Source organism: Paracoccus sp. MBLB3053 (genome assembly GCF_031822435.1).
Classification (GTDB): Bacteria; Pseudomonadota; Alphaproteobacteria; order Rhodobacterales; family Rhodobacteraceae; genus Paracoccus; species Paracoccus aurantius.
In genome coordinates this window covers 1,518,786-1,545,237 of sequence record NZ_JAVQLW010000001.1, presented here as the reverse complement: position 1 = coordinate 1,545,237, position 26,452 = coordinate 1,518,786, and the positions used below count along the sequence as shown (strand labels likewise).

General features: G+C 62.0%; 23 protein-coding genes. 2 read left to right on the top strand and 21 right to left on the bottom strand.

Annotated features, from left to right (window positions below; translation table 11 throughout):
- Nucleotides 1-776 precede the first annotated feature (776 nt).
- On the top strand, nt 777-3,152 hold the full coding sequence (locus RGQ15_RS07795) for an arylsulfatase (RefSeq protein ID WP_311159650.1): 2,376 nt from the start codon (nt 777-779) through the stop codon (nt 3,150-3,152).
- 667 nt (nt 3,153-3,819) lie between these two features.
- Here RGQ15_RS07795 and RGQ15_RS07790 read toward each other — a convergent pair.
- A complete protein-coding gene (locus RGQ15_RS07790; RefSeq protein ID WP_311159649.1) occupies nt 3,820-4,587 on the bottom strand; it encodes an SDR family oxidoreductase in 768 nt (255 codons plus the stop codon).
- Between the two features lie 150 nt (nt 4,588-4,737).
- On the opposite strand from RGQ15_RS07790, the gene RGQ15_RS07785 reads away from it, so the two are divergent.
- Entirely contained in the window at nt 4,738-5,823 is a 1,086-nt protein-coding gene (locus RGQ15_RS07785) for a lysine-2,3-aminomutase-like protein (RefSeq protein ID WP_311159648.1), read from the top strand.
- 68 nt (nt 5,824-5,891) lie between these two features.
- Here RGQ15_RS07785 and RGQ15_RS07780 read toward each other — a convergent pair whose 3' ends face one another.
- From RGQ15_RS07780 to RGQ15_RS07685, 20 genes are all read right to left on the bottom strand, one after another.
- Complete coding sequence (locus RGQ15_RS07780; protein WP_311159647.1) at nt 5,892-6,797, bottom strand: alpha/beta fold hydrolase; 906 nt, start codon at nt 6,795-6,797, stop codon at nt 5,892-5,894.
- 326 nt (nt 6,798-7,123) lie between these two features.
- The gene (locus tag RGQ15_RS07775; protein WP_311159646.1) at nt 7,124-7,360 is read right to left on the bottom strand and encodes a hypothetical protein; all 237 of its coding nucleotides are present in this window, start codon (nt 7,358-7,360) and stop codon (nt 7,124-7,126) included.
- Between the two features lie 40 nt (nt 7,361-7,400).
- Entirely contained in the window at nt 7,401-8,243 is an 843-nt protein-coding gene (locus RGQ15_RS07770) for an ATP-binding cassette domain-containing protein (RefSeq protein ID WP_311159645.1), read from the bottom strand.
- Complete coding sequence (locus RGQ15_RS07765; protein ID WP_311159644.1) at nt 8,243-9,079, bottom strand: ABC transporter ATP-binding protein; 837 nt, start codon at nt 9,077-9,079, stop codon at nt 8,243-8,245. The genes RGQ15_RS07770 and RGQ15_RS07765 overlap by 1 nt, the downstream gene beginning before the upstream one ends.
- A gap of 3 nt (nt 9,080-9,082) precedes the next feature.
- Complete coding sequence (locus RGQ15_RS07760) at nt 9,083-9,985, bottom strand: ABC transporter permease subunit (protein ID WP_311159643.1); 903 nt, start codon at nt 9,983-9,985, stop codon at nt 9,083-9,085.
- Complete coding sequence (locus RGQ15_RS07755) at nt 9,982-10,989, bottom strand: ABC transporter permease subunit (protein WP_311159642.1); 1,008 nt, start codon at nt 10,987-10,989, stop codon at nt 9,982-9,984. Before RGQ15_RS07755 ends, RGQ15_RS07760 begins: the two co-directional genes overlap by 4 nt.
- Before the next feature lie 72 nt (nt 10,990-11,061).
- The gene (locus RGQ15_RS07750) at nt 11,062-12,666 is read right to left on the bottom strand and encodes an ABC transporter substrate-binding protein (protein ID WP_311159641.1); all 1,605 of its coding nucleotides are present in this window, start codon (nt 12,664-12,666) and stop codon (nt 11,062-11,064) included.
- 320 nt (nt 12,667-12,986) lie between these two features.
- The gene (locus tag RGQ15_RS07745) at nt 12,987-13,757 is read right to left on the bottom strand and encodes an ABC transporter ATP-binding protein (protein ID WP_311159640.1); all 771 of its coding nucleotides are present in this window, start codon (nt 13,755-13,757) and stop codon (nt 12,987-12,989) included.
- A complete protein-coding gene (locus tag RGQ15_RS07740; RefSeq protein WP_311159639.1) occupies nt 13,754-14,593 on the bottom strand; it encodes an ABC transporter ATP-binding protein in 840 nt (279 codons plus the stop codon). Before RGQ15_RS07740 ends, RGQ15_RS07745 begins: the two co-directional genes overlap by 4 nt.
- Nucleotide 14,594: 1 nt before the next feature.
- The gene (locus RGQ15_RS07735; RefSeq protein WP_311159638.1) at nt 14,595-15,494 is read right to left on the bottom strand and encodes an ABC transporter permease; all 900 of its coding nucleotides are present in this window, start codon (nt 15,492-15,494) and stop codon (nt 14,595-14,597) included.
- Nucleotides 15,491-16,513 carry an ABC transporter permease gene (locus RGQ15_RS07730; RefSeq protein WP_311159637.1) on the bottom strand — a complete coding sequence of 341 codons (1,023 nt, stop codon included), beginning with the start codon at nt 16,511-16,513 and terminating at the stop codon, nt 15,491-15,493. Before RGQ15_RS07730 ends, RGQ15_RS07735 begins: the two co-directional genes overlap by 4 nt.
- A gap of 89 nt (nt 16,514-16,602) precedes the next feature.
- On the bottom strand, nt 16,603-16,917 hold the full coding sequence (locus tag RGQ15_RS07725; protein WP_311159636.1) for a cupin domain-containing protein: 315 nt from the start codon (nt 16,915-16,917) through the stop codon (nt 16,603-16,605).
- A 57-nt stretch (nt 16,918-16,974) separates the two neighbouring features.
- Complete coding sequence (locus RGQ15_RS07720; protein ID WP_311159635.1) at nt 16,975-17,712, bottom strand: FadR/GntR family transcriptional regulator; 738 nt, start codon at nt 17,710-17,712, stop codon at nt 16,975-16,977.
- A gap of 29 nt (nt 17,713-17,741) precedes the next feature.
- The gene (locus RGQ15_RS07715) at nt 17,742-18,848 is read right to left on the bottom strand and encodes a dienelactone hydrolase family protein (protein WP_311159634.1); all 1,107 of its coding nucleotides are present in this window, start codon (nt 18,846-18,848) and stop codon (nt 17,742-17,744) included.
- A 3-nt stretch (nt 18,849-18,851) separates the two neighbouring features.
- A complete protein-coding gene (locus RGQ15_RS07710) occupies nt 18,852-20,447 on the bottom strand; it encodes an ABC transporter substrate-binding protein (protein ID WP_311159633.1) in 1,596 nt (531 codons plus the stop codon).
- An 81-nt stretch (nt 20,448-20,528) separates the two neighbouring features.
- The gene (locus RGQ15_RS07705; protein ID WP_311159632.1) at nt 20,529-21,158 is read right to left on the bottom strand and encodes an SGNH/GDSL hydrolase family protein; all 630 of its coding nucleotides are present in this window, start codon (nt 21,156-21,158) and stop codon (nt 20,529-20,531) included.
- An 11-nt stretch (nt 21,159-21,169) separates the two neighbouring features.
- Nucleotides 21,170-22,318 carry a mandelate racemase family protein gene (locus tag RGQ15_RS07700; protein ID WP_311159631.1) on the bottom strand — a complete coding sequence of 383 codons (1,149 nt, stop codon included), beginning with the start codon at nt 22,316-22,318 and terminating at the stop codon, nt 21,170-21,172.
- Between the two features lie 160 nt (nt 22,319-22,478).
- Nucleotides 22,479-23,585, bottom strand: a complete 1,107-nt coding sequence (locus tag RGQ15_RS07695; protein WP_311159630.1) for a glycoside hydrolase family 88/105 protein — start codon at nt 23,583-23,585, stop codon at nt 22,479-22,481.
- Nucleotides 23,586-23,593: 8 nt separating this feature from the next.
- Nucleotides 23,594-25,126: a polygalacturonase PglA gene (gene pglA / locus RGQ15_RS07690; RefSeq protein WP_311159629.1), complete on the bottom strand. Its 1,533-nt coding sequence runs from the start codon at nt 25,124-25,126 to the stop codon at nt 23,594-23,596.
- Nucleotides 25,127-25,184: 58 nt separating this feature from the next.
- Nucleotides 25,185-26,450, bottom strand: coding sequence for an ABC transporter substrate-binding protein (locus RGQ15_RS07685; protein ID WP_311159628.1), 1,266 nt, complete (start codon nt 26,448-26,450; stop codon nt 25,185-25,187).
- Between the last annotated feature and the right edge of the window lie 2 nt (nt 26,451-26,452).

Below are 26,452 nucleotides of genomic sequence, written 5' to 3'. Positions count from 1 at the left end.
CAGATAAGGCACTTCTGGCTTATCCCGGCCATGAGCCAGATTCATCATTGAGAGCGCAATCCAACCGCATCTGCGGCAGAATGCGCCAGACAACCCTGAACCGCGCCGCCGGAAACTTCACGAAACCAGAACGGGAGCACGAGATGGACCGCGAACTGCTCGGCGATCTTTTGACCTTCATTCCGGTCGCCTACGAGGACAATTGCGCCTGTCGAACAGCTGCTTGCCTCGCTGCGGCCGAGTTTCCAGCATGTCGGCAACCGGATCGAGGAAATCCGCACCCTCGGGGAACCGCCCTCCGGCGTCGTGCGCGACAGATCGAGCGTTCCGGCGACGCGGGGCATCCCCTGGCCGGTGGTGTCGCAACCGGGACGACCCGGAGGTCAGGATCGAGATCAGCAGCGAAGGGCGACTGTCGGACCTCGCCCGAAGACCGCTACGATTACGCGATCCGACTGAGCCAACACCTGATTGCGCTGCCGGTGGGACCCCAACTGGAAGTAGCGGCTTTCGCACGCCCCGACTATCGGGCACGCCAGTCCATCCCGCGCCCGCAAGGCTTGACCTGGTTTCATGAACCGTTCGCTTTCCCTACCTTTGCGGCACGCAAGGAATGCCTTGGCGTGACAGCTTCACGTGGGTTCAAGTTCAACGCTGAACGGTGCAGGTGGCAGGTCAGGTGCGGGCGCCGAAGAACTTGAAAGACTTTCCGTTTCCGCGTTAATTCATTGTGCACTGACTTTCCTATCATGGCTTGAACCACGGAGTTTGCAGCAATGGACAAGTCCAGGTTACCCTATTTCATTCTCGCTTTGCCTATGATGGTGATGGGCATCGCCCCATCCGTTGGCGCACAAGAGACGGATCTTCCGATCGGCGCTCAAAGCGGGCAGGTCACACTGCCTTATGCGGAGCAGAAGTTTCGCGGCAATGTGGGAACGACCTATCTCAATGCCGATCCGGCGCAATTTCCCGCGCCGATCACCGCACCCGAGGGTGCACCGAACGTTCTTCTTGTCCTGCTGGACGATGTGGGCTTCGGTCAGTTCGACGTGACCGGCGGCGGCGTTCCATCACCGGCCATGGACGCATTGGCCGAAGAAGGGCTGACCTTCACGCGTTTCCACACCACCGCCCTTTGCTCGCCGACACGCGCTGCGCTGCTGACGGGACGCAACCACAACATGGCCGGGACAGGTGTCATCACCGAACTTGCAACTGGATATGATGGCTATACCGGCGTCATTCCCAAGGATACCGCCTCGGTCGCCGAAATCCTGCGCCAGAACGGCTATATCACCGCCTGGATCGGCAAGAATCATAACACGCCGATCTACGAGACCAGCGCGATGGGGCCTTTCGACCATTGGCCGAACGGGCTGGGTTTTGACTATTTCTACGGCTTCATGGCGGGCGACACCAACCAGATCCGGCCTTACCTGTTCGAGAACCAGACCCCGATCGGAACACCCAATGAGGAAGGCTATTATCTCAGCACGGATCTTGCCGATCATACCATCAGCTGGCTGAAGAAGCTCGAGGCGATCCAGCCCGACAAACCCTGGTTTGCCTATCTCGCGCCCGCCGCGACCCATGCTCCGCATCAGGCCCCAAAGGAATTGATCGACAAATACAAGGGTCAGTTCGACATGGGCTGGGACGTCTATCGCGAACAGACCTTCGAGCGGCAGAAGGAACGCGGCATCATCCCGGCGAATGCCGAATTGACGCCGCGCCCCGACAGCCTGCCCGCCTGGGATAGCCTCAACGACGACCAGAAGCGGCTTTACACCCGCATGATGGAGGTTTTCGCCGCCTATGGCGAACAGGTGGATTACGAGGTCGGGCGCGTGCTTGACTACGTCAAGACATTGCCGGATGCCGACAACACGATGATCATCTATATCGTGGGCGACAACGGCGCATCGGCCGAGGGCGGCTTTGAAGGCACGCTGAACGAAAACGCCTTCTTCAACGCCTATCTGATGACGGCGGATGACATGCTTGACCGGATGGACGAGATCGGGACCGAGCTGCATTTCAACCACTTCCCCGCCGGTTGGGCATGGGCGGTGGACAGCCCCTTCCAGTGGACGAAGCAGGTCGCGAGCCACCTTGGCGGCGTGCGCAACCCGATGATCGTGAAATGGCCGGCCCGCTTCCAGAATGCCGGTGAGGTCCGGACTCAGTTCCTGCATGTCATCGACATTGCGCCGACCATCCTTGAAGCTGCGAATATCCCCGAGCCTCGCAGCGTCAACGGAACTGCCCAGACCCCGATCCAGGGCAAAAGTTTCCTGAGCGTGCTCGGCGATGCCGATGCCGATGAGGTTCGGACCAGCCAGTATTTCGAGATGTTCGTGAACCGCGGCATGTACCAGAACGGATGGTGGGCAGCCTCGCTGGCCTTCGAGCCCTGGGACCCGGTGCGCGGCGAATTCGATCCGATGACCGCCGAATGGGAGCTTTACAATCTCGAGGAAGATTTCAGCCAGGCCAGGAACATCGCGGCCGAGAACCCGGAAAAGCTGGAGGAACTGAAGGCGCTGTGGTGGGCCGAGGCATCGAAGAACAAGGCACTGCCGCTTGACTGGCGCGGCGCCGAACGTTTCAGCGCCGAAGCCACCGGCAAGCCGAACCTCGCAGGCGACCGCACGAGCTTCACCTATGAGGGCGTGATGGCAGGCTTGCCGGAATCCTCTGCCCCCGACCTCAAGAACAAGTCCTTCAGCGTGACCGCCAAGGTGACGGTCGACGAAAACGCCAACGGGATGATCTTCACTCAGGGCGGCAATACCGGCGGCTGGGCATTCTATCTCAAGGACGGCAAGCTGAAGGCCGCGCATAACTATATCGACGTCGAGTTCTATTCCGTCGAAAGCGATGCAACCGTTCCAGCCGGCGAGCACGAGCTGATGATGGAGTTTGCCTATGAAGGTGGGGAAGAGATGGGCAAGAGCGGAACCGTGACCCTGACGGTCGATGGTCAGCCAGCCGGTTCCGGGACGATCGAAAAGACGACGCCGTTCAAATACTCTCTCTCGGAAAACCAGGACATCGGAACGGATACCGGAACTGCGGTCACCACGGACTACCAAGCCCCCTTCGACTTTGAGGGCGAGCTTGCGCAGGTCGTCGTCGAACTGAAATAACGATGCGGCCCCAGGCGAAGGGCACACCCTCGCCTGGGGACTTTCCCGTCGCGAAAACAGGCAGGCATGCCCCCATCGCCCGGGCAGTTGCCCGCTTTGGTTCGCGAAGGGAGGAGCGGCTGGGCCTTGGTTCTATTCCGATCCCCCCATGCCATCCATTGAAAGCGGAGCTATGGCCTGCCGAAGCGGCTGATTTGCCGGCCCAACCTTGCTTGCTGGCCGTATCCAGACGCCCATGCCCTTCATAGCTCCGCTCGCAGTCGACGGGCAAAAGACGCTGAAAGCTCACCGCCGAAGCCGCGCTTCTCGCTGGCGCCACGATGCCGAAATTCGCCCCCCGCAGGACGCATCATCTTCAGCGCATCCCGTGAAGCAGGGTCGATTGATCGAAGCCGACATTCCCGGGGCCAGCTTCGTCACGGCTGAGAGACATGGGCTTGGCTGCTGGATTCCGAGCCTCCATCGACTGAACGCATGGACCGGATCAGATCCCTTCTGATCGAGAAGAGGATCTGATGGACTGATCCGCGGCCGGACCGAAGGCGGCACAGCTTCGCAGAGGGCCCCAAGGCCCGAGGGAGGATACGGGCAGGGTTTCCCCGGCGGCTCGCGCCCGGTGGCCGAATCCCATCACATCGCGGTCGTGACGGACAATTCGCGCCGTTCGTTACAACACCGAGATCATGCCGCCATCTGCATAGATGATCTGGCCCGAGACATAGTTCGATGCCCTGGAGGCCAGGAAGACCGCGATGCCCGCCAGTTCCTCCGGCTGCCCCCAGCGACGCATCGGGACGCGCCCCTTTACCCAGGCGTCGAACTCGGCATTGGCAAGCAGTGCCTCGTTCATGTCGGTGACCATGTAGCCCGGACCGATCGCGTTCGACTGGATGCCCAAAGCACCCCATTCCGCCGCCATGGCCTTGGTCAGCATCTTGATGCCGCCCTTTGCGACCGTGTAGGGCGCGATCGTGGCGCGGGCGAGTTCCGAGGTGAGCGAACCGATATTGATGACCTTGCCATGGCCGCGTGTCGCCATTCGCCTCGCCGCCTCTCGTCCGACGATGAAGGCCGAGGTCAGGTTGGTGTCGATGACGCGCTGCCAGTCGGCGGTCTTGAGATCCAGCATCGGGCTGCGGAACTGGATGCCCGCATTGTTGACAAGGATATCGACATCGATCCCGTCCCGGTCGAGCGCCTCGAACGCCGCGACGACAGAGGCTTCGTCCGTGACATCGAAAGCCCGCTGGATGACGTCCAGCCCCCTGCCCCGCAACTCGGCCGAAGCCTCTTCCAGCCGTGCGGCGTTCACTCCATTCAGGATGACCCTGGCGCCTGCAGCGGCCAGCCCCTCGGCCATGGCGCGGCCTAGCCCGCGTGACGAGCCGGTGACCAGTGCCGTGCGGCCGGTCAGATCGAACAACTGAACGCTCATGCTTATCCTCTCCGTTCTTGCGTCGCGCCTGAGCAACCCCGAGCGCCGATTCCCCAGACGCAATGTATACATTACGATAGGCGTGACCATTGCAATTCGCTGGCAATCGGCGCATAAGGCCGCGCTTTCCAGAAAAAGCGCAGAGCCATCGTGACCAAGCAAATCCGACCGCTGACAACTGTCTCGGCCCTGACCGAGGCGGGCCTTGCCGCGCCCGAAGACAGGGCGGCGCTTGAACAGGTCGCTCGTGAATTCCGCATCCGCGTCACGCCGGCCATGCACGAGGCAATGCAAGGTGCGGGCGATGATCCCGTCGCCCGGCAATTCGTGCCCGACGCGCGCGAACTGACGATCCGTCCCGAAGAGTTGGAAGATCCGATCAGCGACGAGGCCTTCAGCCCGACGCCGGGGCTGACGCATCGCTATCCCGATCGAGTGATCCTGCACATCACCCGCACCTGCGAGGTCTATTGTCGCTTCTGCTTCCGCCGCGAGGTCGTGGGCGAAGACGGAACCCTTCCCGAAGCCGAACTTTCGGCGGCGCTCGACTACATCGCCCGGACCCCCGCGATCCATGAGGTGATCCTGACCGGCGGCGATCCCATGGTGCTATCGGCACGGCGCATCGCCGCCGTGATCCGCCGACTTGAAGCGATACCTCATCTTGATCTTATCCGCTTTCACACCCGCATTCCGGTCGTCGCGCCGCATCGCATCGACGAGGCGATGCTCGAAGCATTGCAAAGCCAGCGACTCGCCATCTGGGTCGTGCTGCACACCAACCATGCGCAGGAACTGACCCCCGGGGCCTGCGCCGCATTGCGGCGCCTTTCGGTCGCGGGCATTCCTTTGCTATCGCAGACGGTCCTGCTCAAGGGCGTGAATGCCGATCCAGACACGCTGACGGATCTGTTCCGGGCGCTGCTGCGCAACCGGGTCAAACCCTATTACCTGCACCATTGCGACCTCGCCCGCGGGACCAGCCATTTCCGCACCACGATTGCCGAAGGCCAGGCGATCATGGACGCGCTGCGCGGCCGGCTTTCCGGCACCTGCCTTCCGACCTATGTCCTGGATCTGCCAGGAGGGTATGGCAAGGTGCCGCTGGGTGCCGGCCATGTCGATGAAGTCGCCGAAGGCCGTTATCGCATCCGCGACTGGCGCGGAGCGGTGCACGACTACCGGGACCTCGATCGGACCGTCGCGACAAGCGGCGATCCCCACCTGCCCGATTAGCAGAGCGCCCGCGCCCTGCCCAGGCGGTGCCCCCCGCTTCGTTCGCAGCGGCATGCCGCGTGCGGCCCCTATTGCAGGAAGTCGCGAATGATTCGTCCGGTGGCCTCGGGGTTCTCTTCCATGATCCAATGCCCGGCATCGGGAACCACCGCTTCCTCGACGTCGTCGGCTGCGAAGCGCATCACCGTCGCCATCATCGGACCGAAGGATTTTTCGCCTCCGACAGCAAGCACGGGCATTTTCAGCTTTCCCTTCGCGAGAAACGCCCGGTTGTCTACCGCATCCTGATCGAAAGCTGCGAATTGCGCAAAGCCCGAATGCATGGCGCCAGGCAGAGCATAAAGCGCGGCATAATGCTCTCGCGCGGGTTCTGAAAAGCGCGCAGGCGTGGCCGAGAACTCATTCCAGAACCGGTCCAGGTAAATGCGCTCGCGCCCTTCCACAAGCCGCTCCATGTCGGGGCCACCAAAGCGGAAATGCCAAAGCAGCGGATTCTTCAGAACCTCTTCCCATGCGCCGATGCCAGGGACGGGCGCATCGATCACCGCAAGCTTCGAGACACGTTCGGGAAATTGGGCCGCGAACGCATAGGCCACCATATTGCCGATGTCATGGGCGACCAAGGCCGTCTGCTCGACCTTCAGATGATCAAGAACAGCAGCCAGATCTCCGGCCTGTGTCTTCTTGTCGAAACCTCCGGCGGGCTTCGAGGATAGGCCCAATCCTCGCAGGTCGGGCACGATCACCAGATGGTCCTGGACAAGATCCTCGGCCATCGGCACCCACATGTCGCCGGTTTCGCCATAACCATGCACCAGCATGACCGCCGGGCCTGAGCCTCCGGTGCGGACATGGATGGTCGCGCCATCGGACGCGATCTCCTCGGTTCTAAATTCGGGGGGATAGTCAAAGCTCTGCGCCTGGGCCGGCAAGGCAAACAGCGAGGCGAGGAGCGCAACGGGAACGAGACGCATTGTTTCACCTATGATTTTGGGCCTGAGACTTCATTGGAGCAGCAACGGGGAAGATCGGTCTGAGACGGTAGGCATGTCGATCAGACGTGCAGCTTTTATGTTCCCCGTCAGGGTCTGCGTCAAGTGTCGTGACTGCGCGCAACTGCCCAGAAGATGGGATAGCCCCACCCCGGCACGAACTGCCGCGTGGCAAACGGACTTGGGCTTCGAAGCGAACGAGGGCCAGGCCCGACGCGGAGGCGTTCCGCGTGATGGGAGGTCCAAGGTGCGGGCTTCGCTGATTTCGGATCTCTCGGACTGGCTCAGGGCCCCATGGATGATGCCGGTCAGATGAAAAGCTCCTGCCCGCCCGTCCTGATCCAGCGGGCCAGACCCATGAGCAGCGAGTCCATGAAGGAATTATCACGATCGGCGTTGATCTTGCCCAATCCGTGTTCCAACTCCACGATGTCGATGCCAAGGGCGCCGCGGTCCTCTAGGCAGTGCTCAGGCAGTGAGAAATTCAGCTTGAAGAAGATCAATGGCCTGCCGCGCAGGACGCGGCAGGCGTTGTGTTCAGACATCCCACCACGCGGAATGCGACGCCGGGGCCTTTCGTTCGAGTCACACCCCAGCCGCGCGCAGCGCCTTGCGGCGCGCGACCCGTTCGCGGATCGCCTCGACATCGGTGATCGGCGTCGCGGCGAAGAGCTCGCGCGTATAGGGGTGCTTGGGATTGGCGAAGAGCTCTTCGCGGCTCCCCTGCTCGACCGCCTCGCCCTTGTTCATCACCAGCACGTCATCGGCGATGTAGCGCACGACCGAGAGGTCATGGCTGATGAAGACATAGGCCAGGTTGAACTCTTCCTGCAGGTCGGCGAGCAGGTTCAAGACCTGCGCCTGCACGGAAAGGTCCAGTGCAGAGACCGGCTCGTCCAGCACCAGCAGCGTGGGCTTCAGCATCAGCGCCCGCGCGATGGCGATGCGCTGGCGCTGGCCGCCCGAGAACATGTGCGGATAGCGGTTGAAATGCTCGGCGGGCAGGCCGACCTTGACCAGCATCTCCTCGGCGCGGCGGCGACGCTCGGCGGCGGGGATGTCGGTGTTCAGCAGCAAGGGCTCCATCAGAACATCGCCGATCTTCTGGCGCGGGTTCAGCGAACCGTAAGGGTTCTGGAACACCATCTGCACCTTGGAACGCATCTCGCGCGTGGGCTTTTCCTTGGCGATGTCGATGGGTTTCCCCTCGATCTTCAGCTCGCCGCCCGAGGATTGGTCGATCAGCGCGATGATCCGCGCCAGCGTCGATTTCCCCGAACCGGATTCGCCGACGATCGCCAGCGTCTTGCCGCGCTCGACTGCGAAGCTGATGCCCTTGACCGCGCGGACCACCTTGGCCGCGCGCATCAGCGAGCCGGGAACGTGGTAGTCGCGGATGATGTTCTTGCCTTCGACGACAATGCTCATCACTTCACCTCGCCTTCAAGGAAGCTTGCCACGGTGGGCAGGCGGTCGCCGGTCGCGTTCTCGGGCAAAGCCGAAAGCAGCGCGCGGGTATAGGGGTGCTTCGGCGCCTCGAAGAGCGAGAGCACATCGGCCTCTTCCATCTTCTTGCCCTTGTACTGCACCTGCACCCGGTCGGCGGTTTCCGCGACCACGCCCATGTCATGGGTGATCAGGATCAGGCCCATGCCGGTCTTTTCCTGCAGCTCCATCAGCAGGTCGAGGATCTGCTTCTGGATCGTCACGTCGAGCGCGGTGGTCGGCTCGTCCGCGATCAGCAGGCGCGGGCCGGTGGCGATGGCCATGGCGATCATCACGCGCTGGCACTGGCCACCCGACATCTGGTGCGGATAGGATTTCAGCTTTTCTTCTGGGTCGGGGATGCCGACCTGCTTGAAGAGTTCCAGCGCGCGGGCGCGGGCGGCTTTCCTGGAAAGACCCGCGTTGTAGCGCAGGACTTCCTCGATCTGGTAGCCCGTCGTGAAGGACGGGTTCAGCGAGGCGATCGGCTCCTGGAAGATCATGGTGATCTCGCGGCCGATGATCTTGCGGCGCTCCTTCGGCGACATGCGCAGAAGGTCCTTGCCGTCGAAGGTCATCTCATCGGCAGTGACGGTCGCGGTTTCGGGCAGAAGCCCCATCGCCGCCAGCATCGAAACCGATTTGCCCGAGCCGGATTCCCCGACCACGGCCAGAACCTCGCCCTTGTCCACATGCAGGTCGATCCCGTCGACAGCGGTGAAGCTGCCGGTCGAAGTCGCGAAGCGGACGGTGAGATTGCGAATGGTAAGAAGTGCCATGCTTCAGCTCCGCTTCAGTTTCGGGTCAAGCGCGTCGCGCAGACCGTCGCCCATCAGGTTGATCGCCAGCACCGAGATCAGGATGGCGAGGCCCGGGAATGTCACGACCCACCAGGCGCGCAGGATAAACTCGCGCGCCTCAGCGAGCATCGTGCCCCATTCCGAGGCCGGGGGCTGCGCGCCCATGCCGAGGAAGCCAAGCGCGGCCGAGTCGAGAACGGCGGACGAGAAGCTCAGCGTCGCCTGCACGATCAGCGGCGCGAGGCAGTTCGGCAGGATGGTCTTGAACATCAGCCGCAGGTTGCTGGCACCTGCCACGCGGGCGGCGGTGACATATTCGCGGGCCTTCTCGCCCATCACCGCGGCACGGGTCAGGCGCGCGAAATGCGGCTGATAGACGATGGCGATGGCGATCATCGCATTGGTCAGGCCAGGCCCGAGGATCGCGACCAGCACCAGCGCCAGCAGCAGCGACGGGAAGGCCAGCACGACGTCCATCACTCGCATGATGACGCTATCGACCCAGCCGCCGAAATAGCCCGCGACGAGACCGATGATGATACCGCCAGTCAGTGCGATCGCGACAACCACGATGCCGATAAACAGCGAATACTGCGCGCCGTAGATCAGCCGCGACAGCATGTCCCGCCCGACGGCATCGGTTCCCAGAAGGAAGTCGATGCGCCCGCCTTCCTGCCAGAAAGGAGGAATGAGCAACGCATCGCGATACTGATGCGTCGGATCATGCGGCGCGATAAGCGGCGCAAATAGCGCGAGCGCGACAAGCAGCAGGAACACGGCCAACCCGAAGACAGCACCACGGTTCTGACTGAAGTAGAACCAGAACTCCTTGAGCATCCGGCGGCGGATGGCGGAGTTCGAAATCTTGACGGAGGTATCGGTCATTTGTGGCGGATCCTCGGGTTGATGAGACCATAGGTCAGGTCCACAAGCAGGTTCACGATCATCACGATGCCCGCAATCAGCAGCAGGCCCGATTGCACGACCGGGTAGTCACGGCGCGAGATTGAATCGATCATCCATTTGCCGATGCCCGGCCAGGAAAAGATCGTCTCGGTCAGGATCGCGCCCGCCATCAGGACGCCGATCTGCAACCCGATGGTGGTGATCACGGGGATCATCGCATTGCGCAGGGCATGCACTCCGATCACGCGACGCATCGGCAGGCCCTTGGCCTTGGCGGTGCGGACGTAGTCTTCGCCCATGACTTCCAGCATGGCGGAACGGGTCTGGCGCGCGATCACGGCGAGCGGGATCGTGGCCAGCACGATCGAAGGCAGGATCAGATGGCTCAGCGCCGAGGCAAAGGCCCCCTTCTGCCCCGAGAGCAGGCTGTCGATCAGCATGAAGCCGGTCACTTGCGGGAAGAAGTACATCAGCGAGATGCGGCCAGAAACAGGCGTCCATTGCAGGATGCCCGAGAAGAAGATGATGAGCAGCAGGCCCCACCAGAAGATCGGCATCGAAAAGCCGATCAGCGCACCCGTCATCGAGATCTGGTCGAACCACGAGCCACGCTTGATGGCGGCGATGACGCCCACGGGCACGCCAATGACGGTTGCGATGATGATGGCCACGATGGCAAGCTCGACCGTCGCCGGGAACAGCGCCAGGAACTCGGCCAGAACGGGCTTCTTGGTGACGATGGAATTTCCCAGATCGCCCTGCATCAGATCGCCGAGATAGGTGAAATACTGCTGCCAGATAGGTTTGTCATAACCAAGCTGTGCCGAGATCTCGGCATAGCGTTCGGGCGAAACGCCGCGCTCTCCGGCCATCAGCAGGACCGGATCGCCGGGAAGCAGGCGGATGAAACCGAATGCGACCAGCGTGATCCCGAGCATCGTCGGGATCAGGTAGAGAAGTTTCGATAGGATGAATCTAAGCATCGAACCCTAACCTAAGGGCCGTGCAAGGGGTGTCCCCTGCACGGCCGCATTACCTGAAAAACCGGTTTGACCTTATTCGGTCAGATCGACCGACTCGAAGGTGTAATCGCCCAGCGGAGACTGAACGAAACCGGTCACGTTCTTGGCCATCGGAACATATTGAGTCGAGTGGGCCAGCGTGGCCCAAGGGGCCTGATCCTTGAAGATGACCTGAGCTTCTTCGTAAAGCTTCACGCGCTCTTCGTGATCCGAGCTTGCCTTGGCTTTCGCCAGCAGGTCCGAGAACTCTTCGTTGCACCAGAAGGCGCGGTTCGCACCGCCCGGCTGGGCCGAGGCACAGGAGAGCAGAACCGAGAGGAAGTTGTCCGGATCGCCGTTATCGCCGGTCCAGCCCAGGATGACGGCGCCCTTGCGGCCTTCTTCCATCGACTTCTTCAGATACTCGCCCCATTCATAGGACACGATCTCGACCTTGACGCCCACCTTGTCGAAATCGCTCTGGATGACTTCGGCAGCGCGACGCGCGTTCGGCATGTAGGGACGCTGCACCGGCATCGCCCAGATTTCCATGGTCAGATCCTTGACGCCGGCATCTTCCAGCATCTTCTTCGCCGCTTCGGGATCGTATTTGTCGTCCTCGATGGCGTCGTTATAAGACCACATGGTCGGCGGGATCGGGTTCTTGGCGACTGCGCCGCTGCCTTGGTAGACCGCTTCCAGAAGGGCGTTCTTGTCCATGGCCATGTTCAGCGCCTTGCGGACCTCGGGCTTGTCGAAGGGCGCGACGGTGGTGTTGTAGGCAAGATAGCCCACGTTCAGGCCAGCCTGCTCGTCAAGCTTCAGGTTCGGGTCGGCCTTGATGTCGGCCAGATCGGCCGGCGCCGGATAGGGCATCAGGTGGCATTCGCCGGCCTTCAGCTTCTGCAGGCGCACCGAGGCATCCGGGGTGATTGCAAAGACCAGATCGTCGATCTTGGGCGCTTCGCCCCAGTAATCGGCGTTCTTCTGGTAACGGATCACCGCATCTTTCTGATAGGCGACGAACTTGAACGGACCCGTGCCGATCGGCGCGTTGTTCAGGTCTTCCTTGGTTCCTGCCGCATCCAGCGCATCGGCATATTCTTTCGAAACGACCGAGACGAAGGGCATCGCGACGTTTGCAAGGAACGGGGCTTCCGGCTGGTTGAGGATGAACTTGACGGTGTTGTCATCGACCTTTTCGATCGACTTGATCAGCTTGTCCATCTCCATCGAGCTGTAATACTCGTAGGTGATGCCCGAGATATAGGCGTGCCATGGGTCGTCGGCGTCGGCCTGACGGTTGAACGTGAAGATCACGTCATCGGCGTTGAAATCGCGCGAGGGGGTGAACTTGTCGTTCGAGTGGAACTTGACGCCCTTGCGCAGGTGGAAGGTGTATTCCAGCCCGTCTTCCGAAACGTCCCAGCTTTCGGCCAGCGCGGGCTCGATCTCGGTCGTGCCGGGCTTGAACTGCACAAGGCGGTTGTAGATCGCGTGGCCCGAGGCATCGAAGGTCGTGCCGGCGGTGTAGGGCGCGGGGTCGAAGCCTTCCGGCGAGCCTTCCGAGCAATAGACGAAGGTCTTGGCGTGCAGCGGGGCTGCGGCCATCAGCGCGAACGCCGAGGCGGCCATGAACCGGGTCGAGAAAATAGACATTATGCCTCCCACAATGGAATTATTCTTCTGCCCCGATGCAAACCAAAGATGCCGTGAGGTCAAGGGCCACGTTTCTGACGATTGGCGATTCTTGCGAAGGGACGTAACGGCATCGTGAAAAATGACGAAACATTCGTCAATTCAACATAGCATATCCCAGAACAACTTCCCGCAGAGCCAATGCATCAGAATGCAAACAAAAAGGGCGCGGATTGCTCCGCGCCCTATCAGAAAGAAGGACTTGGGCCTGAGCAAGCCCCTGCCTGCCGACCGGCCGTGGGAGGAGGGCCGCAAGGCCCCGTCCGGTCGGCAGAACACCGTCAGGCGAGCTCCAGCGCGCCCTCGTATTCGAGCGATGCCGCGATAAGCTCCCGGGCATAGGGATGTGTCGCCTTGTTGCCCTCGATCGCCGCGCGTGGCAGCACCTCGGTCACTTCGCCGCGCAGCATCACCGCGAAGCGATCGCACATGTGGTCGACCACGGCGAGGTCGTGGGTCACCATGATATAGGTGAGGCCGCGTTCTTCGCGCAGACGCACCAGCAGGTTCAGGATCTCGGCCTGAACCGAGACATCCAGCGCCGAGGTCGGCTCGTCCAGAAGCAGCAGCGAGGGCTCGAGGATCAGCGCGCGGGCAATGGCTATACGCTGGCGCTGGCCGCCGGACATCTGATGCGGGAAGCGGTCGATGAAATCCGCCGTCAGGCCCACATCGCGGATCGCCCGGCGCATCCGCCCCTCGTGGTCGTCCAGCCCGTGGATTTTCAAAGGTTCCGACAGGGTGGTGCGGACCGACTGGCGCGGATGCAGGCTACCATAGGGGTCCTGGAACACCATCTGCAGCAGGCGGCAGCGCTCAAGCCGGGGAATGTCGCGCACATTGCGCCCGCCAATGCTGATCTGGCCCTGCCAGAAATCCGTCAGCATCGAGATGCAGCGCAGGACCGTCGATTTGCCCGAGCCGCTTTCGCCGACCAGCCCGAAGCACTCGCCCGCCTCAACCGAGAAATTGACCCCGGGCAGAACCTTCACCGCCGCTGGTCCCTCGCCGAAGGTGATCGACAGGTCGCGGATATCGACATTGCTGGTCATGCGGTGACCTCCTGACTCCATTCCGGGCGGCGATCCAGCACGGAAAGCATCTTGCGACGGTCCCCGATGCGCGGCTGGGCCGCGAGCAGCCCGCGCGTATAGGGGTGCTGGGCGCGGTCAAGCTCGCTGGCCTTCAGCGTCTCGACCACCTGCCCGTCGAACATGATCAGCACCCGGTCGCAGAAGTTCCGCACAAGGTTCAGGTCATGGCTGATCATGATAAGGCCAATGCCGCGATCGCGGACCAGACCGTTCAGAATTTCCAGCACCTGCAAGCGCACTGTTACGTCCAAGGCCGAGGTCGGCTCATCGGCGATGACCAACTCCGGCTCGGCAAGAAGCATCATCGCGATCATGATACGCTGGCCCATCCCGCCCGAGATCTCATGGGGGTAAAGGTCGTGCACGCGCTCGGGGTCGCGGATCTTCACGGCCTCCAGCATGGCGAGGGTCTTGGCCTTGGCCTCGGCCTTGGTCGCCGGGAAGTGGCGCATATAGGTCTCGGCCACTTGGCGTCCAACACGTTGGATCGGGTTCAGCGAGTATTTCGGGTCCTGCAGGATCATCGACATGCGACGGCCGCGGATCTTCAGCATCTCGCGGTCCGAGGTCTTCAACAGGTCGATATCCTCGAACTGCATCCGGTCGGCGCTGATCTGCGCGGTCGGCAGCAGCTTCAGGATGGCGCGACCGACGGTCGATTTGCCCGAGCCGCTTTCGCCGACAATGCCCAGACGCTCGCGCCCAAGAGTGAAGCTGACGCCCCGGACCGAGTCCCGATCTGCCCCGGCATAGCGGATGGCAAGGTTGCGGATATCCAGAACTGGCTTTTCCATATTACCTCCGGTTCATCTGCTTCGGGTCCAGCGCATCCCGCAGCCCGTCGCCCAGCAGGTTGAAAGCCAGGCTGACGGTCAGGATGGCAAGGCCGGGGAAGGTCACCAGCCACCAACTGTCGATCATGTAGCGCCGCCCCGTGGCGATCATCGCGCCCCATTCCGGCATCGGCGGCTGCGCGCCAAGGCCAAGGAAGCCCAGGCCCGCCGCCGTCAGGATCACCGTCGCCATGTTCAGCGTCAGCCGGATCAGGACCGAGGGCAGGCACATCGGCATGATCGACTTGAAGATGATCCGCATGTCGGACGCGCCTTGCAGCCTTGCGGCCGCGATATAGTCGGCCTTGCGGAAGGTCATGGCCTCGGCCCGCGCCAGACGCGCGATCGGCGGCCAAGCGGTCAGAGCGATGGCGATGATCGCATTATTCAGGCTCGGCCCCAGCGCCGCCACGAAGGCCAGCGACAAGATCAGCGAGGGGAAGGACAGGAAGATGTCGGTGATCCGCATCATGATCGTGTCCAGACGCCCGCCCATATAACCGGCGGTAGTGCCCACGATCATCCCGATCGGCCCGACGATGATGGAGACGAGGAAGATGATCGTCAGTGAGATGCGCGAACCCCAGACAAGCCGGCTGAAAATGTCGCGGCCAAGCTCATCCGTGCCGAAAAGATGGCCGTTCCCCGGCGCCTGCAGCGTATTCGCCAGATCCTGCGCATAGGGATCATGGGTCGCGATCCAGGGCGCGAAGGCAGCGATCACGATGAGCAACCCAAGGACGATCAGCCCGAAAGCCGATGTCGGCGACCTCATCAGAAAGCTCAGGATGTTGCGGATGACGATCAGCGAAGCCGGAATCTGCAGGCCCTGGCGCGGCATGTCTGTATCTTTCACGGTCATTTCGTCCTCGGATCGAAGGTGCGGTACAGAAGATCAGAGATCAGGTTCAGCAAGATAAAGATGACGCCGACGATCAGCACGCAGGTCATCACCGCGTTCATGTCGCCGATGATGAGGTTGCTGGTCAGATATTGTCCGAAACCGGGCCAGGCAAAGACGGTTTCGATCAGCACGGCCCCCTCGAGCAGCGAGCCATAAGCCAGCGCCACGATGGTCACGAGCTGGACGCGGATATTGCCGAAGGCATGCAGCCAGATCGTCTGGCGCCGCGACAGGCCCTTCACGCGCGCGGTCGTCATGTATTCCTGCCCCAGTTGATCCAGCATGAAGCTGCGGGTCATCCGGGTGATATAGGCCGAGGAAGAATAGCCAAGCAGCGATGCCGGCAGGATCAGGTGGTTCACCGCCGACCAGAAGACATCCGTTTCCCCCGCCAGAAGGCTGTCGATCAGCAGAAAACCCGTCCGCTCATCGACCAGGCCGATATAGAACTGTTCCATCCGGCCCGAACCACCGACCCAGCCGAGATGGGCATAGAAGACGATCAGAGCGATCATCCCGGTCCAGAAGATCGGCATCGAATGCCCGAAAAGGCTGAAGACCCGAATGATATGGTCCTGCCAGCGATCCTTGTTGACGGCGGCCATCACGCCCAGCGGAATGCCCAGACCGGCACCGATGATGATCGCGAATGTCGCAAGTTCGATGGTGGCGGGCAAGGCGCGCAGGATGTCCTGCATGACGGGTTGGCCGGTGCGGATCGAGGTGCCGAAATCCCCCGTCAGGACATCGCCCAGATAGCGCAGGAACTGTTCCCAGATCGGACGGTCGAGGCCGAGCTGGTGATAGACCATCTCGTAGGTTTCGCGCGTGGCATCCTCGCCCACGATGGCGCGCACCGGATCGGCTGGCATCATCCGGCCGATCACGAAAGTCAGGACCAGCAGGCCCAGAAGCGTGATCAGGATGGTCGTCGCCTGGGACGATGCGCTCTTCAGGCGCAACTGAGCATTCTGCATATGTCCTCCCTGAGCGTCGAACCGGCCTCCCCCGTTCGACGCCCGATAACCTGTCAGACAATTCGCGGCTAATGGCCGCGAGGTTCACTTCACAGGAAGTCTTCGCGGCGTGGCGTGAAGCAGTCGATCAGTTCGCCCGCCTCAAGGCATTCGCATCCATGCGTCACGCCCGAAGGAATGACGATGCTGTCGCCGACGCCTAGTTCCAAAGCTTCGTCGCCGCGAAAGAACTTGAAACGCCCTTTTGCGACATAAGTCGATTGCGTGTGTGGGTGGTTGTGCATCGCGCCGCACGCCCCCTGGTCGAACCGGAAGGAAACAACCATCAGATCGGAGTTCTCGGCCAGCACTTGCCGCTGAACTCCCTTGTCGGGATTGGCGACGGGGAATTTGGGAAGGGGCATGAAAATCTCCTCTGCCTTGCAAGATGTCTTATACAATCGCACATCTTGTATGACAAGTTATAACTGCGACGCCAGGCCGCCTGCGCGCAGCAACTCCTGGTAGCGATCGAGGCTGCCGCGCAGATGGTCCTTCATCCGCTGCGCCGCAGCAGCCGAGTCGCCTTCCAGAATGGCGTCAACGATGCGGCTATGCTCTTCCTGCAAATGAAGATTGTAGTCTCGCGGCCTGTCCCCCGGCTGGCGACCCTGCAATTCACCACGTGGGATGATACCCGACCGGATCAATTGCAGGAAATCGGGAAAGCGGCGGTTCTGGGTCGCCTTGGCGATTGCCAGGTGAAACTCGAAATCCGCATCGCGTGTCGGCAGCCCCTCGCGCAGGCAGCGTTCGACCTCACGGTGAGCGTCCAGAATCGCCTCGAGTTGCGAGGGAGAGCGGCGTGAGGCGGCTAGTGCGGCTGATTCGATCTCGCATGCCGTCCGCAATTCCAAGAGCTCGATAACCGAGGAAATTCGCGCCGTCGTCAGGTCATCAAAGGGTCGCGCCTCACGCTGCGCGGGATCAAGGGCAAACACCCCTGCCCCCTTGCGCGCCTCGACCAGCCCATCGGCGCGCAATGCGGCGATCGCCTCGCGCACGACGGCGCGGCTGACCGAATGCAGCCGCGTCAGCTCATGCTCGCTCGGCAGTCGATCACCCGGACGGAACCGTCCTGCCTGCAGATCGCGGCGCAACGCATCGCTGATCCTGTCGACCATCGATTCACGCACGGGGGCGGCGGCGTCCTGCTTCATCCGGTTACTCCGATGTTCCTGCGACTTGTCTAGCATATTCCCGATCCTGTCGTAATGCTATCGGTCAAGCCAATCGTTGCGCGCAACCAACCTAGCGCCTGGCCCTGACGATCAAGGCCAAAGCAGTGGCCGCCGGCGGGCCGTTCCAGCCTTAGTTGTGCCCCAGCATCGGCCGCTGCCCAGATCGCGGCGAGATTTTCGAAGCCCGCTTTCACGGCCGCTTCGGGGAAAAGATGATCCTGTTTGCCAACCTCGAACCAGATTGGCTTTGGCGCGGCAAGCCCCGCAAGATCGGGCAGATCCAGATAGGCGTGCAGGCCCGGATGCGTCGTCGAAAAGGCAGATTGCCCGCGAAGCTGGTTATTCCCCGGCACGGCCAGACCAGGAAGGCTGGCCATCCAGCCCGCCGAAACTGCCGCCCTTACATGCGGCGACAACGCCGCGACTTGCCAAGCCCGGAACCCACCAAGCGAGAAACCGATTGCGCAAATCCTGTCGTCGTCAACCTCAGGCAGATCAGCAAGGAATTCGGCCACGGCCATGTCCTCCGCTGCGATCACCCCCGCCAGGCTGGTTCCGATCTGCATGAGATTGCACGCAAGCGCCTGCTGGGACGCATAGCCATTCCCCTGCCGCCCACCCCAGCCCAGCGCATCCACCGCCAGAACGACGAAGCCCTGCGCAGCGAGAACCTCGCCAAGCCAAACGCCATCGAAGAAGCGGGTCACCCACTCACTTGCCAGGGGAAGGCCCTGTCTCATCGGACGGATGCATTTTTCCTTTCCGATGCGGAATTCCGAGCCATGGTCATGCAGCAGCAAAGCGGCAGGGTGCGGACCCTTGCCCTTGGGCCGCAACATCAGCGCAGGCCATTCACCATCATCTTCAAGCAGGATCGCCCCCTGAAGGGCGAAATGGCTTCCTCGATCTTCAAGCGCATCCGTCCGCCAGCCGCAGGGTCGTTCACGCAAGGCCGGATCGGGCAGGATATGACGCCGGGCAATCGCCCCTGCGGCGGCCTGCCATTCGGCAAACTCTCCGCCGGTTTGCGCCCAGCCCGCGGGAAACCCACGGGCCAAGGCCTTTTGACGCAGCCGAGGCACCAGGTTGTCCGGCGTGATCCCGGCTGCTGTCACGGCTCAGCGCTCCTTCGTGACGGTCTCGAACCGGGTGAGCCAGGGGTTCACCACCAGCCCGTGAACATCCGAACGGAATGCCGCGCTGTCCACGACTTCCGAGAACGGAATGATCGAGGGCACAGTTTCATCCATATAGGTCTGGATGGCTTCGTAATCGGCCTTTTGCTTCGCCGCGTCGCGCTCGAGCAGCGCGTCTTCGATCATCTGATTCAGTTTCCCGTCGAAATAGCTGGTCCGCCAACCCTGATAGTTCGTCAGCTTCGCTTCATCCGCATTGTCGGGGTTGTATGCCAGGGCGCGCAGATTGCTATCCGGGTGAGGCTGCTGACCGCCCCCGCCGCGACCGACGAGCAATTCGAAGTTCCGCTCGCGCATGGCGCCATAGATCTGATCGCCCGAACCGGTGATCATCTCGGCCTGAATGCCGGCCTGCGCCAGAGTGTTCTGAATCGCGGTCGCGGCCTTGATGAAGGGATCCTCGGACAGGACGCGCAGCGTGGTCTTGAAACCATCGGGATAGCCCGCCTCGGCCAGCAGCGCCTTGGCCTTTTCGACGTCCAGAGTGTAGCCCGGATCAGGCAACTGACCCAGAACACCCGTGGTCAGCGGGCGCTGGTGCAGCTTGCCGTAGTAAGGCATCACGGCCTTGTCGAGCCCCTCGTAGTCGATCAGGTAGCGCAGGGCCTCGCGCACCTTGGGATTGGCGAAACGCTCATCCTTCATCGAGACAGACAGGTAGTAGAAACCGGCTCCGGGGGTCGAGGCGATCTTGATATGCTCGTCGTTTTCCAGCGCCGTCAGGTCGGGTGCCTGCATGGAATAGGCCACGTCGATATCGCCCTGTTCCAGCATCAGACGCTGGGACTGCGACTCGGGCAGGTGGCGCAGCAGCACACGGTCCATTGCCGGTTCGTCACCCCAATAACCCTTGCTCTTGGTCAGGATGATATATTCGCTCGACGCCCATTTGGTCAGCGAGAAAGGGCCAGAGCCTGCCGAATTCAAGGTCAGCCAGCCCTGCCCCAGATCCCCGTCCTTTTCGTTTTCCTGAACGGTCTTGCTGTCAAGGATCGAGCCCGGCCCGTTCTGCGCAAGGATCATCAGGATCATTGCCGGATCGTCAGGCTGAGCCAGCTTGAACGTGAAGGTATTCGCATCAGCGGCAATGAAATGGTCACCGGCGTTTTCAGCGGTGATCCCACGCGATTTCAGGAAACTCGCCTGAGCAAGGTTCAGCGTCATCAGCCGCTTCAAGCTCCACACGACATCCTCTGCGGTGACAGGATTCCCCGAGGCGAATTTCGCATCCTTGCGCAGATGGAAGGTGATCGACATGCGGTCCTCGGCCACCTCCCAGCTTTGCGCCATGCGCGGCTGGACCGAGCGATCTTCGGGCGACAGTACCACCAGCGTGTCATAGATGTTGTTAAGAACCTGGACCGTCTCGCGGCCCGTGATCGCGGCGGGGTCCAGCGTCAGGATATTGCTCATCGTGGTGGCGACAATCAGCTGGTTGTCGGGCGTCTCGGCCCAACCGGCCGGCGCCCCGCCCAACATCAACGCACCAAGCGCGACGGATGCGAGAAATCGTTTCATGCTTTTCCTCCCCATATTGCCGCGTCGAAGGGCGCGCGGCTCGCCACTGGCCTGCCCTGTCAAACAGGGCGGCCTATCCTGTTACGATGACAAGAGTTCCGAGACCGGCTCGATCAGGGCACGGCCAATCGCGATGGTGTTCTCGGCATCCAGATGAACGCCATCGACAGACGAAGGACGCGCGACCGATGCAGCGTCGAAGAAGGCGCAGCCAAGTTCCTTCGCAAGGCCGTCATAGAGGGCCGCAAGCTGCTCGGATTCCGATATGATGCGGCCTCCCACCGGTCCGCCCGCAGCGGTCGGGCCGCAATGCGGTGGAGCCACGATCAGCAGCTTTGGCACGGCAATGCGCGGCTTGTAGGGAAATGTCGCCACGATTTCGGCCAGACGGCGCATCCCGGCCTGGGCCGATAACGCCTGCCCGCCGTGCAGCGGCTTCAGGTCATTCGTTCCCAACATCAGGATCACAAGGTCCAGTGGCATGTGGACGGCCAGCGCCAGTTGCAGCGCAAAGGCGCCGTTACGGCTTGCAGGCCCACCGTGATCGTCCCGGCAGGTCGTGCGCCCGCCCAACCCGTCACCGATGACGCGGCAATCCGTCAGCCCGCATTCCAGAACCACCGGCCATTGCGCGGTATGAGGGTGGCGCAGACCCGTAACCGGATCCGCCCCCCAGGTCAGGCTATCTCCGAATGCGAGGATCTGCTTCATCTGCCCTGCCCTCACTTCACGCGGTTGTTCTCGATGAAATCGAAGTCGATCTCCTCGCCCAGACCGGGACGGTCGGGAACGTGGACATAGCCGTCCTTGTCCATCGGGTCCGACAGCGATTTCAGGTAGTCAAACCCGTCATCGTATTCGAGGAACGGGTGCAGCAACCCGCGCTCATACCAGCGGCAGTTCTTGGTGGCAGCCACGACATGCAGGTTCATCGCGGTGTTGCCGTGGACCTCGCATTCCATGCCAAATGCCTCGGCCATGTGCATGGTTTTCAGCGCAGGGGTGATGCCGCCCACATCGTTGACGCCGGTGCGCAGGATGTCGCAGGCACCGGCCTTGACCCATTCCGCACGGTGCCAATGCTTGCCGGCGGCACTTTCGGGACCAACGACAGGAATGTCGAGATTGTCAGCGAGCCATTTGTAGGAGGACATCGACTGTTCATCCATCGGCTCTTCGATCCAGTCGAAGCCCAGCTGTTCCAGGCCCTTGCCTAGCGCGAGCGAATCGGTGCGCGAATACCAGTGAAATGCGTCGATCATCAGCCGGATATCGGGGCCCACCGCCTCGCGCACGGCTGCGCAGGCTTTCAGGTCCATCTTCACATCGGGCGCCCAGCTGACCGGAGGCATCCATGTATGCAGCTTGATGCCTTTATAGCCGCGCTTGACCAGCGTTTCGGCGAAGCGGCCATAATCCTCGGGGGTGGCAAGCCCACCCTCAAGCTCGTCCCCGCACATGATCGAACCATAGGCAAGGACCTTGTCGCGATAGCCGCCGATCAGCTTGTAGACCGGCTGGTTCAACGCCCGCCCGGCAAGGTCCCACAGCGCGCAATCAACCACGGCCAGTGTGCGGTCGGTCAACTGCGCCGCCGAGCCACGCTGCCAATGCGCCAATTCCTGCCACAAGCGCTCGCGATCGCGGGCATCCTGTCCGACAAGCACCTTGCGGACGAACTTATCAAGCACATGCTCGCGCACGATTTCCGGCGCAGTGAAGGAATGCCCTTCATGACCATCTTCGGTGCGAATGGTCAGCATCGCCTGCTTAACCTGATGCGCCGGACCGGGATGGGCATGACCTGCGCTGTCCGAGTGACGGCGCGTCGTGGTCAGGAAGACACGTGCCTCCACATCCGTGATAATCATGGCTACTCCTCGCAGGCTTCAGGACTTCTTGCCAGATTGGGTAGCGAATCTGCCCTGCACATGTCAACACTTGTCTTACATGTTATCACAGATGCTCGACCACCAACGCGAAAGGGCGCGACTGCCAGCCGCGCCCTTCGATCCGAAAAACTGCCCGAGCCTACTCGGCGGCGAGCGAAGCCACCCGTTCGCTTTCTGCAAATGCCATCATCAGCGGGCCAACGCCCTTCGCATCATCTGCCACCACCGGTTCTGTCAGGTAGTAGTCAGGCGATCCATCGCGATAGACGCCGCTGAAGCCTCCAAGCCCGGCGACATGGCAGATGCCTCCAAACCTGGTCCTGCCCTGGTCGGTCACCAAACGCGTTGCCTCGAGAGCCTCAAGGGCCGCAAGGCCAGATGCGCGAAGACGGTTTCCTTCGGCGCCCGTGACCAGCCCCAGCCGCGCCGCTCTCAGAAACGCATAGGCGAACATCGCGGAAGCCGAGCTTTCCTCATAATTTCCTTTTAAATCAGGATTATCCAGAACCTGTGGCCAAAGCCCGGCAGAGGTTTGCATATCCGCTACCTTCACCAGGATTCGCCTCGTGCGGTCACGCAACCCGGCGGCTCTGGGATCATCGGAAAGCAGCGCCAACGCATCGACCAACGCCATGGCCAACCAGCCCATCGCACGCGCCCAGACGGCCGGAGACTTGCCTGTTTCGGGGTCGGCCCAGCTCTGCTCGCGGCTTTCATCGTAACCATGAACATGCAGGCCCGAGGCCGTTTCGGTCAGGTCCAGCGCCGTCTGGAACTGCCTGATCGCATCAGCGATGCGCGGCGTCTCCCCCATGGCTAGCGCATATTCGATCTGGAAGGGCAGTCCCATATACAGACCATCCAGCCAGACCTGATGCGGGTAGCGCAGCTTGTGCCAGTAGTTTCCGGCACTGATGCGGGGATGTCGGTCAAGCTGTCCGACAAGATGCCGCGCAGCGCGCATGTAGCGATCGTCACCGGTCTCGCGCCAAAGGGAAAACAGCACGCGCCCCGACAGGATATTGTCGATATTGAATTCATCGGGATCATAGCCGGCAAGGCGACCATCCTCGCCGATCTGCGCGCCGATCAGACGACGAAGATGCGCATGCCACCTGGGATCGCCCGTCACCTCGTGGAGCATATCGAGGCCGCGATAGACGCAGCCATCCTCATAGCACCACGGACCACCCTTATAAGCGCGATAGTCGCGGCTGAAGCTGTCGAAATATTCGGTGAGTGGCATGGCGCACCTCATTCAAGAGTAATCTGGGCAGGCGACAGCAGCGAGGCGTCGTCACAATCAAGCTCGGCCTGTTCGGCCAGAAGGTTTTCGTGGCGCATTGGGCGAACCCGATCGGCCATATCGGGCGGCGCGGCAATCGCGTCGGGATCAAGCGAACCGATGCGCAGCCGACGAATGCGCACGTCTGCAATCGGGGATTCGGGCAGCCCCAGGAACGAACCGGCGGCATGGGCCAACCCGTCCAAGGTCACGTCCTCGACCGTGATCCCGTGAATCCGGGGGGTGCGTTCATTCACCTCGGCGGGCGCCCGGTTCTGAACCCAATCGGCATGGCCGTCCGGGTCACAGTGATAATGTGCGTTGACGGAAATCGCAGTTTGGACTCCGGTCATGGTTATCCGGCGCATCGCAATTCCCGAAACTTCGCCACCCCGACCCCGTCGCGTCTTGATCCGCAGGCCGCGATCGGTTCCCACCATCTCGCAATCCTCGATCGTCACCTCATGCACGCCACCGGACATTTCCGAGCCGATGACCAGCCCGCCATGTCCGCGCTCCATAAGGCAGTGGCGCACGCAGACATTCCGGGTTTCGGCCAGGTGGTCCGCCTCGCCTTCGGGCCCCCGCTTGCCTGCCTTGACGGCGATACAATCGTCTCCGACCGAAAAGCGGATGCCTTCCAGCGTCACGTCGCGGCACATCTCAGGATTGAACCCGTCGGTATTCGGGCTGTCATGCGGAGCTTCGATCCGAAGCCCGGCGGCCAGAAGCCTGTCGCAGCCTTGAGGGTGGATGGTCCAGCTTGGAGCATTTCGGATGGTGAAGCCCAGCAGCGTGACATCGCGGCAACCGACCAGATGAAGCCCGCGCGGCCGACGCGCTCCTTCGCGTGTTTCCTTGGGCCAGGTCCACCAATCGCCCAGATCGCCCGAGCCGTCGATCACCCCGCTGCCCTCGATGACGAGACGCGTGGCATTGATCGCGTGAACCCCTGCGGCAAAACAATTCTCCGGCAGGCCCTCCCAGCTGCCCAGCATCTGTCCGGCCTCATCGCGGGCCGGCAGGATCGGCCAGCCGGACCGGTCTGAAGGCGCTCGGATCACCGCCCCCTCGGCCAGATGCAGCGTCATGTCCGATTTCAGCGCAAGCGGCGCTGTGAGCCAGTCGCCCGGTGGCAGGATCAGCGTTCCCCCAACCCGCAGCGCCGCGATAGCGGCCGCGATCTGGGCGGCATTGTGACGGGCCGCAGACAGATCGTCATGGGCGGCGGCATCAATCATCCGTTCGGGGATGACGGCCGCCGCGCAATCGGAAGTGCGAAATGCGATTTCGTCCATCCCCTCGACATGCAGGCGGTAAGCCGTGGCGGGACGCAGTTCGTCCAGCATCAGGACGGCCGTCATGCAGCAGCCCTGACGCGCCGGCTGCCCGGGCGTGACCAGCTTCCAGCCCAGCGGGCGGGGCAGATGATAAAGGGCGCCGCTTACGGCAAGCCGCAAGGCAGCGGCCCGCGCCGTCACGGCGAGGGGGATGGGTGTCATGGCGGTGCCTTTTGCAATTTTCCCGCCGCATGCCTCTGCGCGCGGCGGGCGATGGTCGTCAGTCGAACTCGGCCAGAACGTCGTTCGTGCCTTCGATGATCTGCTCGGCGGCATCTTCGGCCGAGATCTGGCCGTAGGCATATTCCTCGAGCGAATCGATGAAGTTGCCGCGAATTTCAGGGTGTTCGTTGAAGGGCGAAATCGTCGGCCCACTTGCGGCGACGATCAGCGCATTGGCGGCGCGCACCTCGGGCGAGCCCTCATCGGCCAGCCGCTCGGCTGCGACCTTCGAGGACGGCAGCCCACGCGAAGTTCCCAGGGCGTCGATCCCTTCGGGTTCGTTCAAAAGGCAGTTCAGCACCTGCGCAGCGGCCTCGGGGTGCTTCGAGTTCTTCGAGATCGACAGCAGCATCGAGGGCTTGCGATAGACGCCGTCCGTAACCGCACCATCGACATGCAGCGGCGGGACGGGCTTCAGGACCTGACCTTCCTGCAGCGGGTCGGCATATTTCGAATAGGTCGAATCCCACTCATAGGAACCCGAGATCTTGCCGGCAGACCAGTCGGGCTTTTCGAACAGGTTGACGTTGCCGTCCGAGGCTTCCTGCTTTTGCGAGCGGATCGCCCCGATCTCGACCAGATGCCCCAGGAAGCTGATGCCTTCGGCCAATTCCTCTGTCGTCCAGGCGACACGGTTCGTATCGGGATCAACCAGATCCTTGCCGGTCTTCTGCACCACGGCCAGCGTCACGAGAAGCTGCGCGGTTTCTTTCACCGCGTTGAAGGTATAATAATCTTCGCCCAGCTTCTCCTTGAAAACCTTGGTGGCGGCTTCAAGTTCGGCCCAGTTCGTCGGGATGGCGACACCTGCCTTTTCGAAGGTCGTCTGGTTGAAGAAGAACGCCCGGCCCGTCGTCGATACAGAGATGCCCTGAAGGATGCCGTTCACCGAACCCGAATCCAGATCGGCTTCGCTCCATTGAGAAAGATCGAGCCCAGAGAGCGTGCGCAGATCAGCAAAGCCCGTTCCGTCGCGCGAGAAAAGCGGCATCCACGGCCAGTTGATCTGGACGATATCCGCCTCGGTCCCGCCGGCCATCTGGGTGGTCAGCTTTTCCAGGTATCCGTCAAAGCCGGTGAACTCGCCCTTGATCGTGTGGCCATGCTTGGCACCGCAAGCTTCCAGCGCGGCCTGCGTTGCGACGTGGCGGCTGTCGCCACCCCACCAGGACATGCGAAGTTCATCGGCCGACGCGGCCTGAACCATCGTCATTGTGGCAAGCGCGGTGCCAGTCAAAACTGCGGCAATGCGTTTCAATTTCATGC

Bases quoted from the DNA above. Each gene is read 5' to 3' on its own strand.
- RGQ15_RS07795 (WP_311159650.1), top strand. From the start codon at position 777: ATGGACAAGTCCAGGTTACCCTATTTCATTCTCGCTTTGCCTATGATG.
- RGQ15_RS07790 (WP_311159649.1), bottom strand. From the start codon at position 4,587: ATGAGCGTTCAGTTGTTCGATCTGACCGGCCGCACGGCACTGGTCACC.
- RGQ15_RS07780 (WP_311159647.1), bottom strand. From the start codon at position 6,797: ATGCGTCTCGTTCCCGTTGCGCTCCTCGCCTCGCTGTTTGCCTTGCCG.
- RGQ15_RS07775 (WP_311159646.1), bottom strand. From the start codon at position 7,360: ATGTCTGAACACAACGCCTGCCGCGTCCTGCGCGGCAGGCCATTGATC.
- RGQ15_RS07770 (WP_311159645.1), bottom strand. From the start codon at position 8,243: ATGAGCATTGTCGTCGAAGGCAAGAACATCATCCGCGACTACCACGTT.
- RGQ15_RS07765 (WP_311159644.1), bottom strand. From the start codon at position 9,079: ATGGCACTTCTTACCATTCGCAATCTCACCGTCCGCTTCGCGACTTCG.
- RGQ15_RS07760 (WP_311159643.1), bottom strand. From the start codon at position 9,985: ATGACCGATACCTCCGTCAAGATTTCGAACTCCGCCATCCGCCGCCGG.
- RGQ15_RS07755 (WP_311159642.1), bottom strand. From the start codon at position 10,989: ATGCTTAGATTCATCCTATCGAAACTTCTCTACCTGATCCCGACGATG.
- RGQ15_RS07750 (WP_311159641.1), bottom strand. From the start codon at position 12,666: ATGTCTATTTTCTCGACCCGGTTCATGGCCGCCTCGGCGTTCGCGCTG.
- RGQ15_RS07745 (WP_311159640.1), bottom strand. From the start codon at position 13,757: ATGACCAGCAATGTCGATATCCGCGACCTGTCGATCACCTTCGGCGAG.
- RGQ15_RS07740 (WP_311159639.1), bottom strand. From the start codon at position 14,593: ATGGAAAAGCCAGTTCTGGATATCCGCAACCTTGCCATCCGCTATGCC.
- RGQ15_RS07735 (WP_311159638.1), bottom strand. From the start codon at position 15,494: ATGACCGTGAAAGATACAGACATGCCGCGCCAGGGCCTGCAGATTCCG.
- RGQ15_RS07730 (WP_311159637.1), bottom strand. From the start codon at position 16,513: ATGCAGAATGCTCAGTTGCGCCTGAAGAGCGCATCGTCCCAGGCGACG.
- RGQ15_RS07725 (WP_311159636.1), bottom strand. From the start codon at position 16,917: ATGCCCCTTCCCAAATTCCCCGTCGCCAATCCCGACAAGGGAGTTCAG.
- RGQ15_RS07720 (WP_311159635.1), bottom strand. From the start codon at position 17,712: ATGAAGCAGGACGCCGCCGCCCCCGTGCGTGAATCGATGGTCGACAGG.
- RGQ15_RS07710 (WP_311159633.1), bottom strand. From the start codon at position 20,447: ATGAAACGATTTCTCGCATCCGTCGCGCTTGGTGCGTTGATGTTGGGC.
- RGQ15_RS07705 (WP_311159632.1), bottom strand. From the start codon at position 21,158: ATGAAGCAGATCCTCGCATTCGGAGATAGCCTGACCTGGGGGGCGGAT.
- RGQ15_RS07700 (WP_311159631.1), bottom strand. From the start codon at position 22,318: ATGATTATCACGGATGTGGAGGCACGTGTCTTCCTGACCACGACGCGC.
- RGQ15_RS07695 (WP_311159630.1), bottom strand. From the start codon at position 23,585: ATGCCACTCACCGAATATTTCGACAGCTTCAGCCGCGACTATCGCGCT.
- pglA (WP_311159629.1), bottom strand. From the start codon at position 25,126: ATGACACCCATCCCCCTCGCCGTGACGGCGCGGGCCGCTGCCTTGCGG.
- RGQ15_RS07685 (WP_311159628.1), bottom strand. From the start codon at position 26,450: ATGAAATTGAAACGCATTGCCGCAGTTTTGACTGGCACCGCGCTTGCC.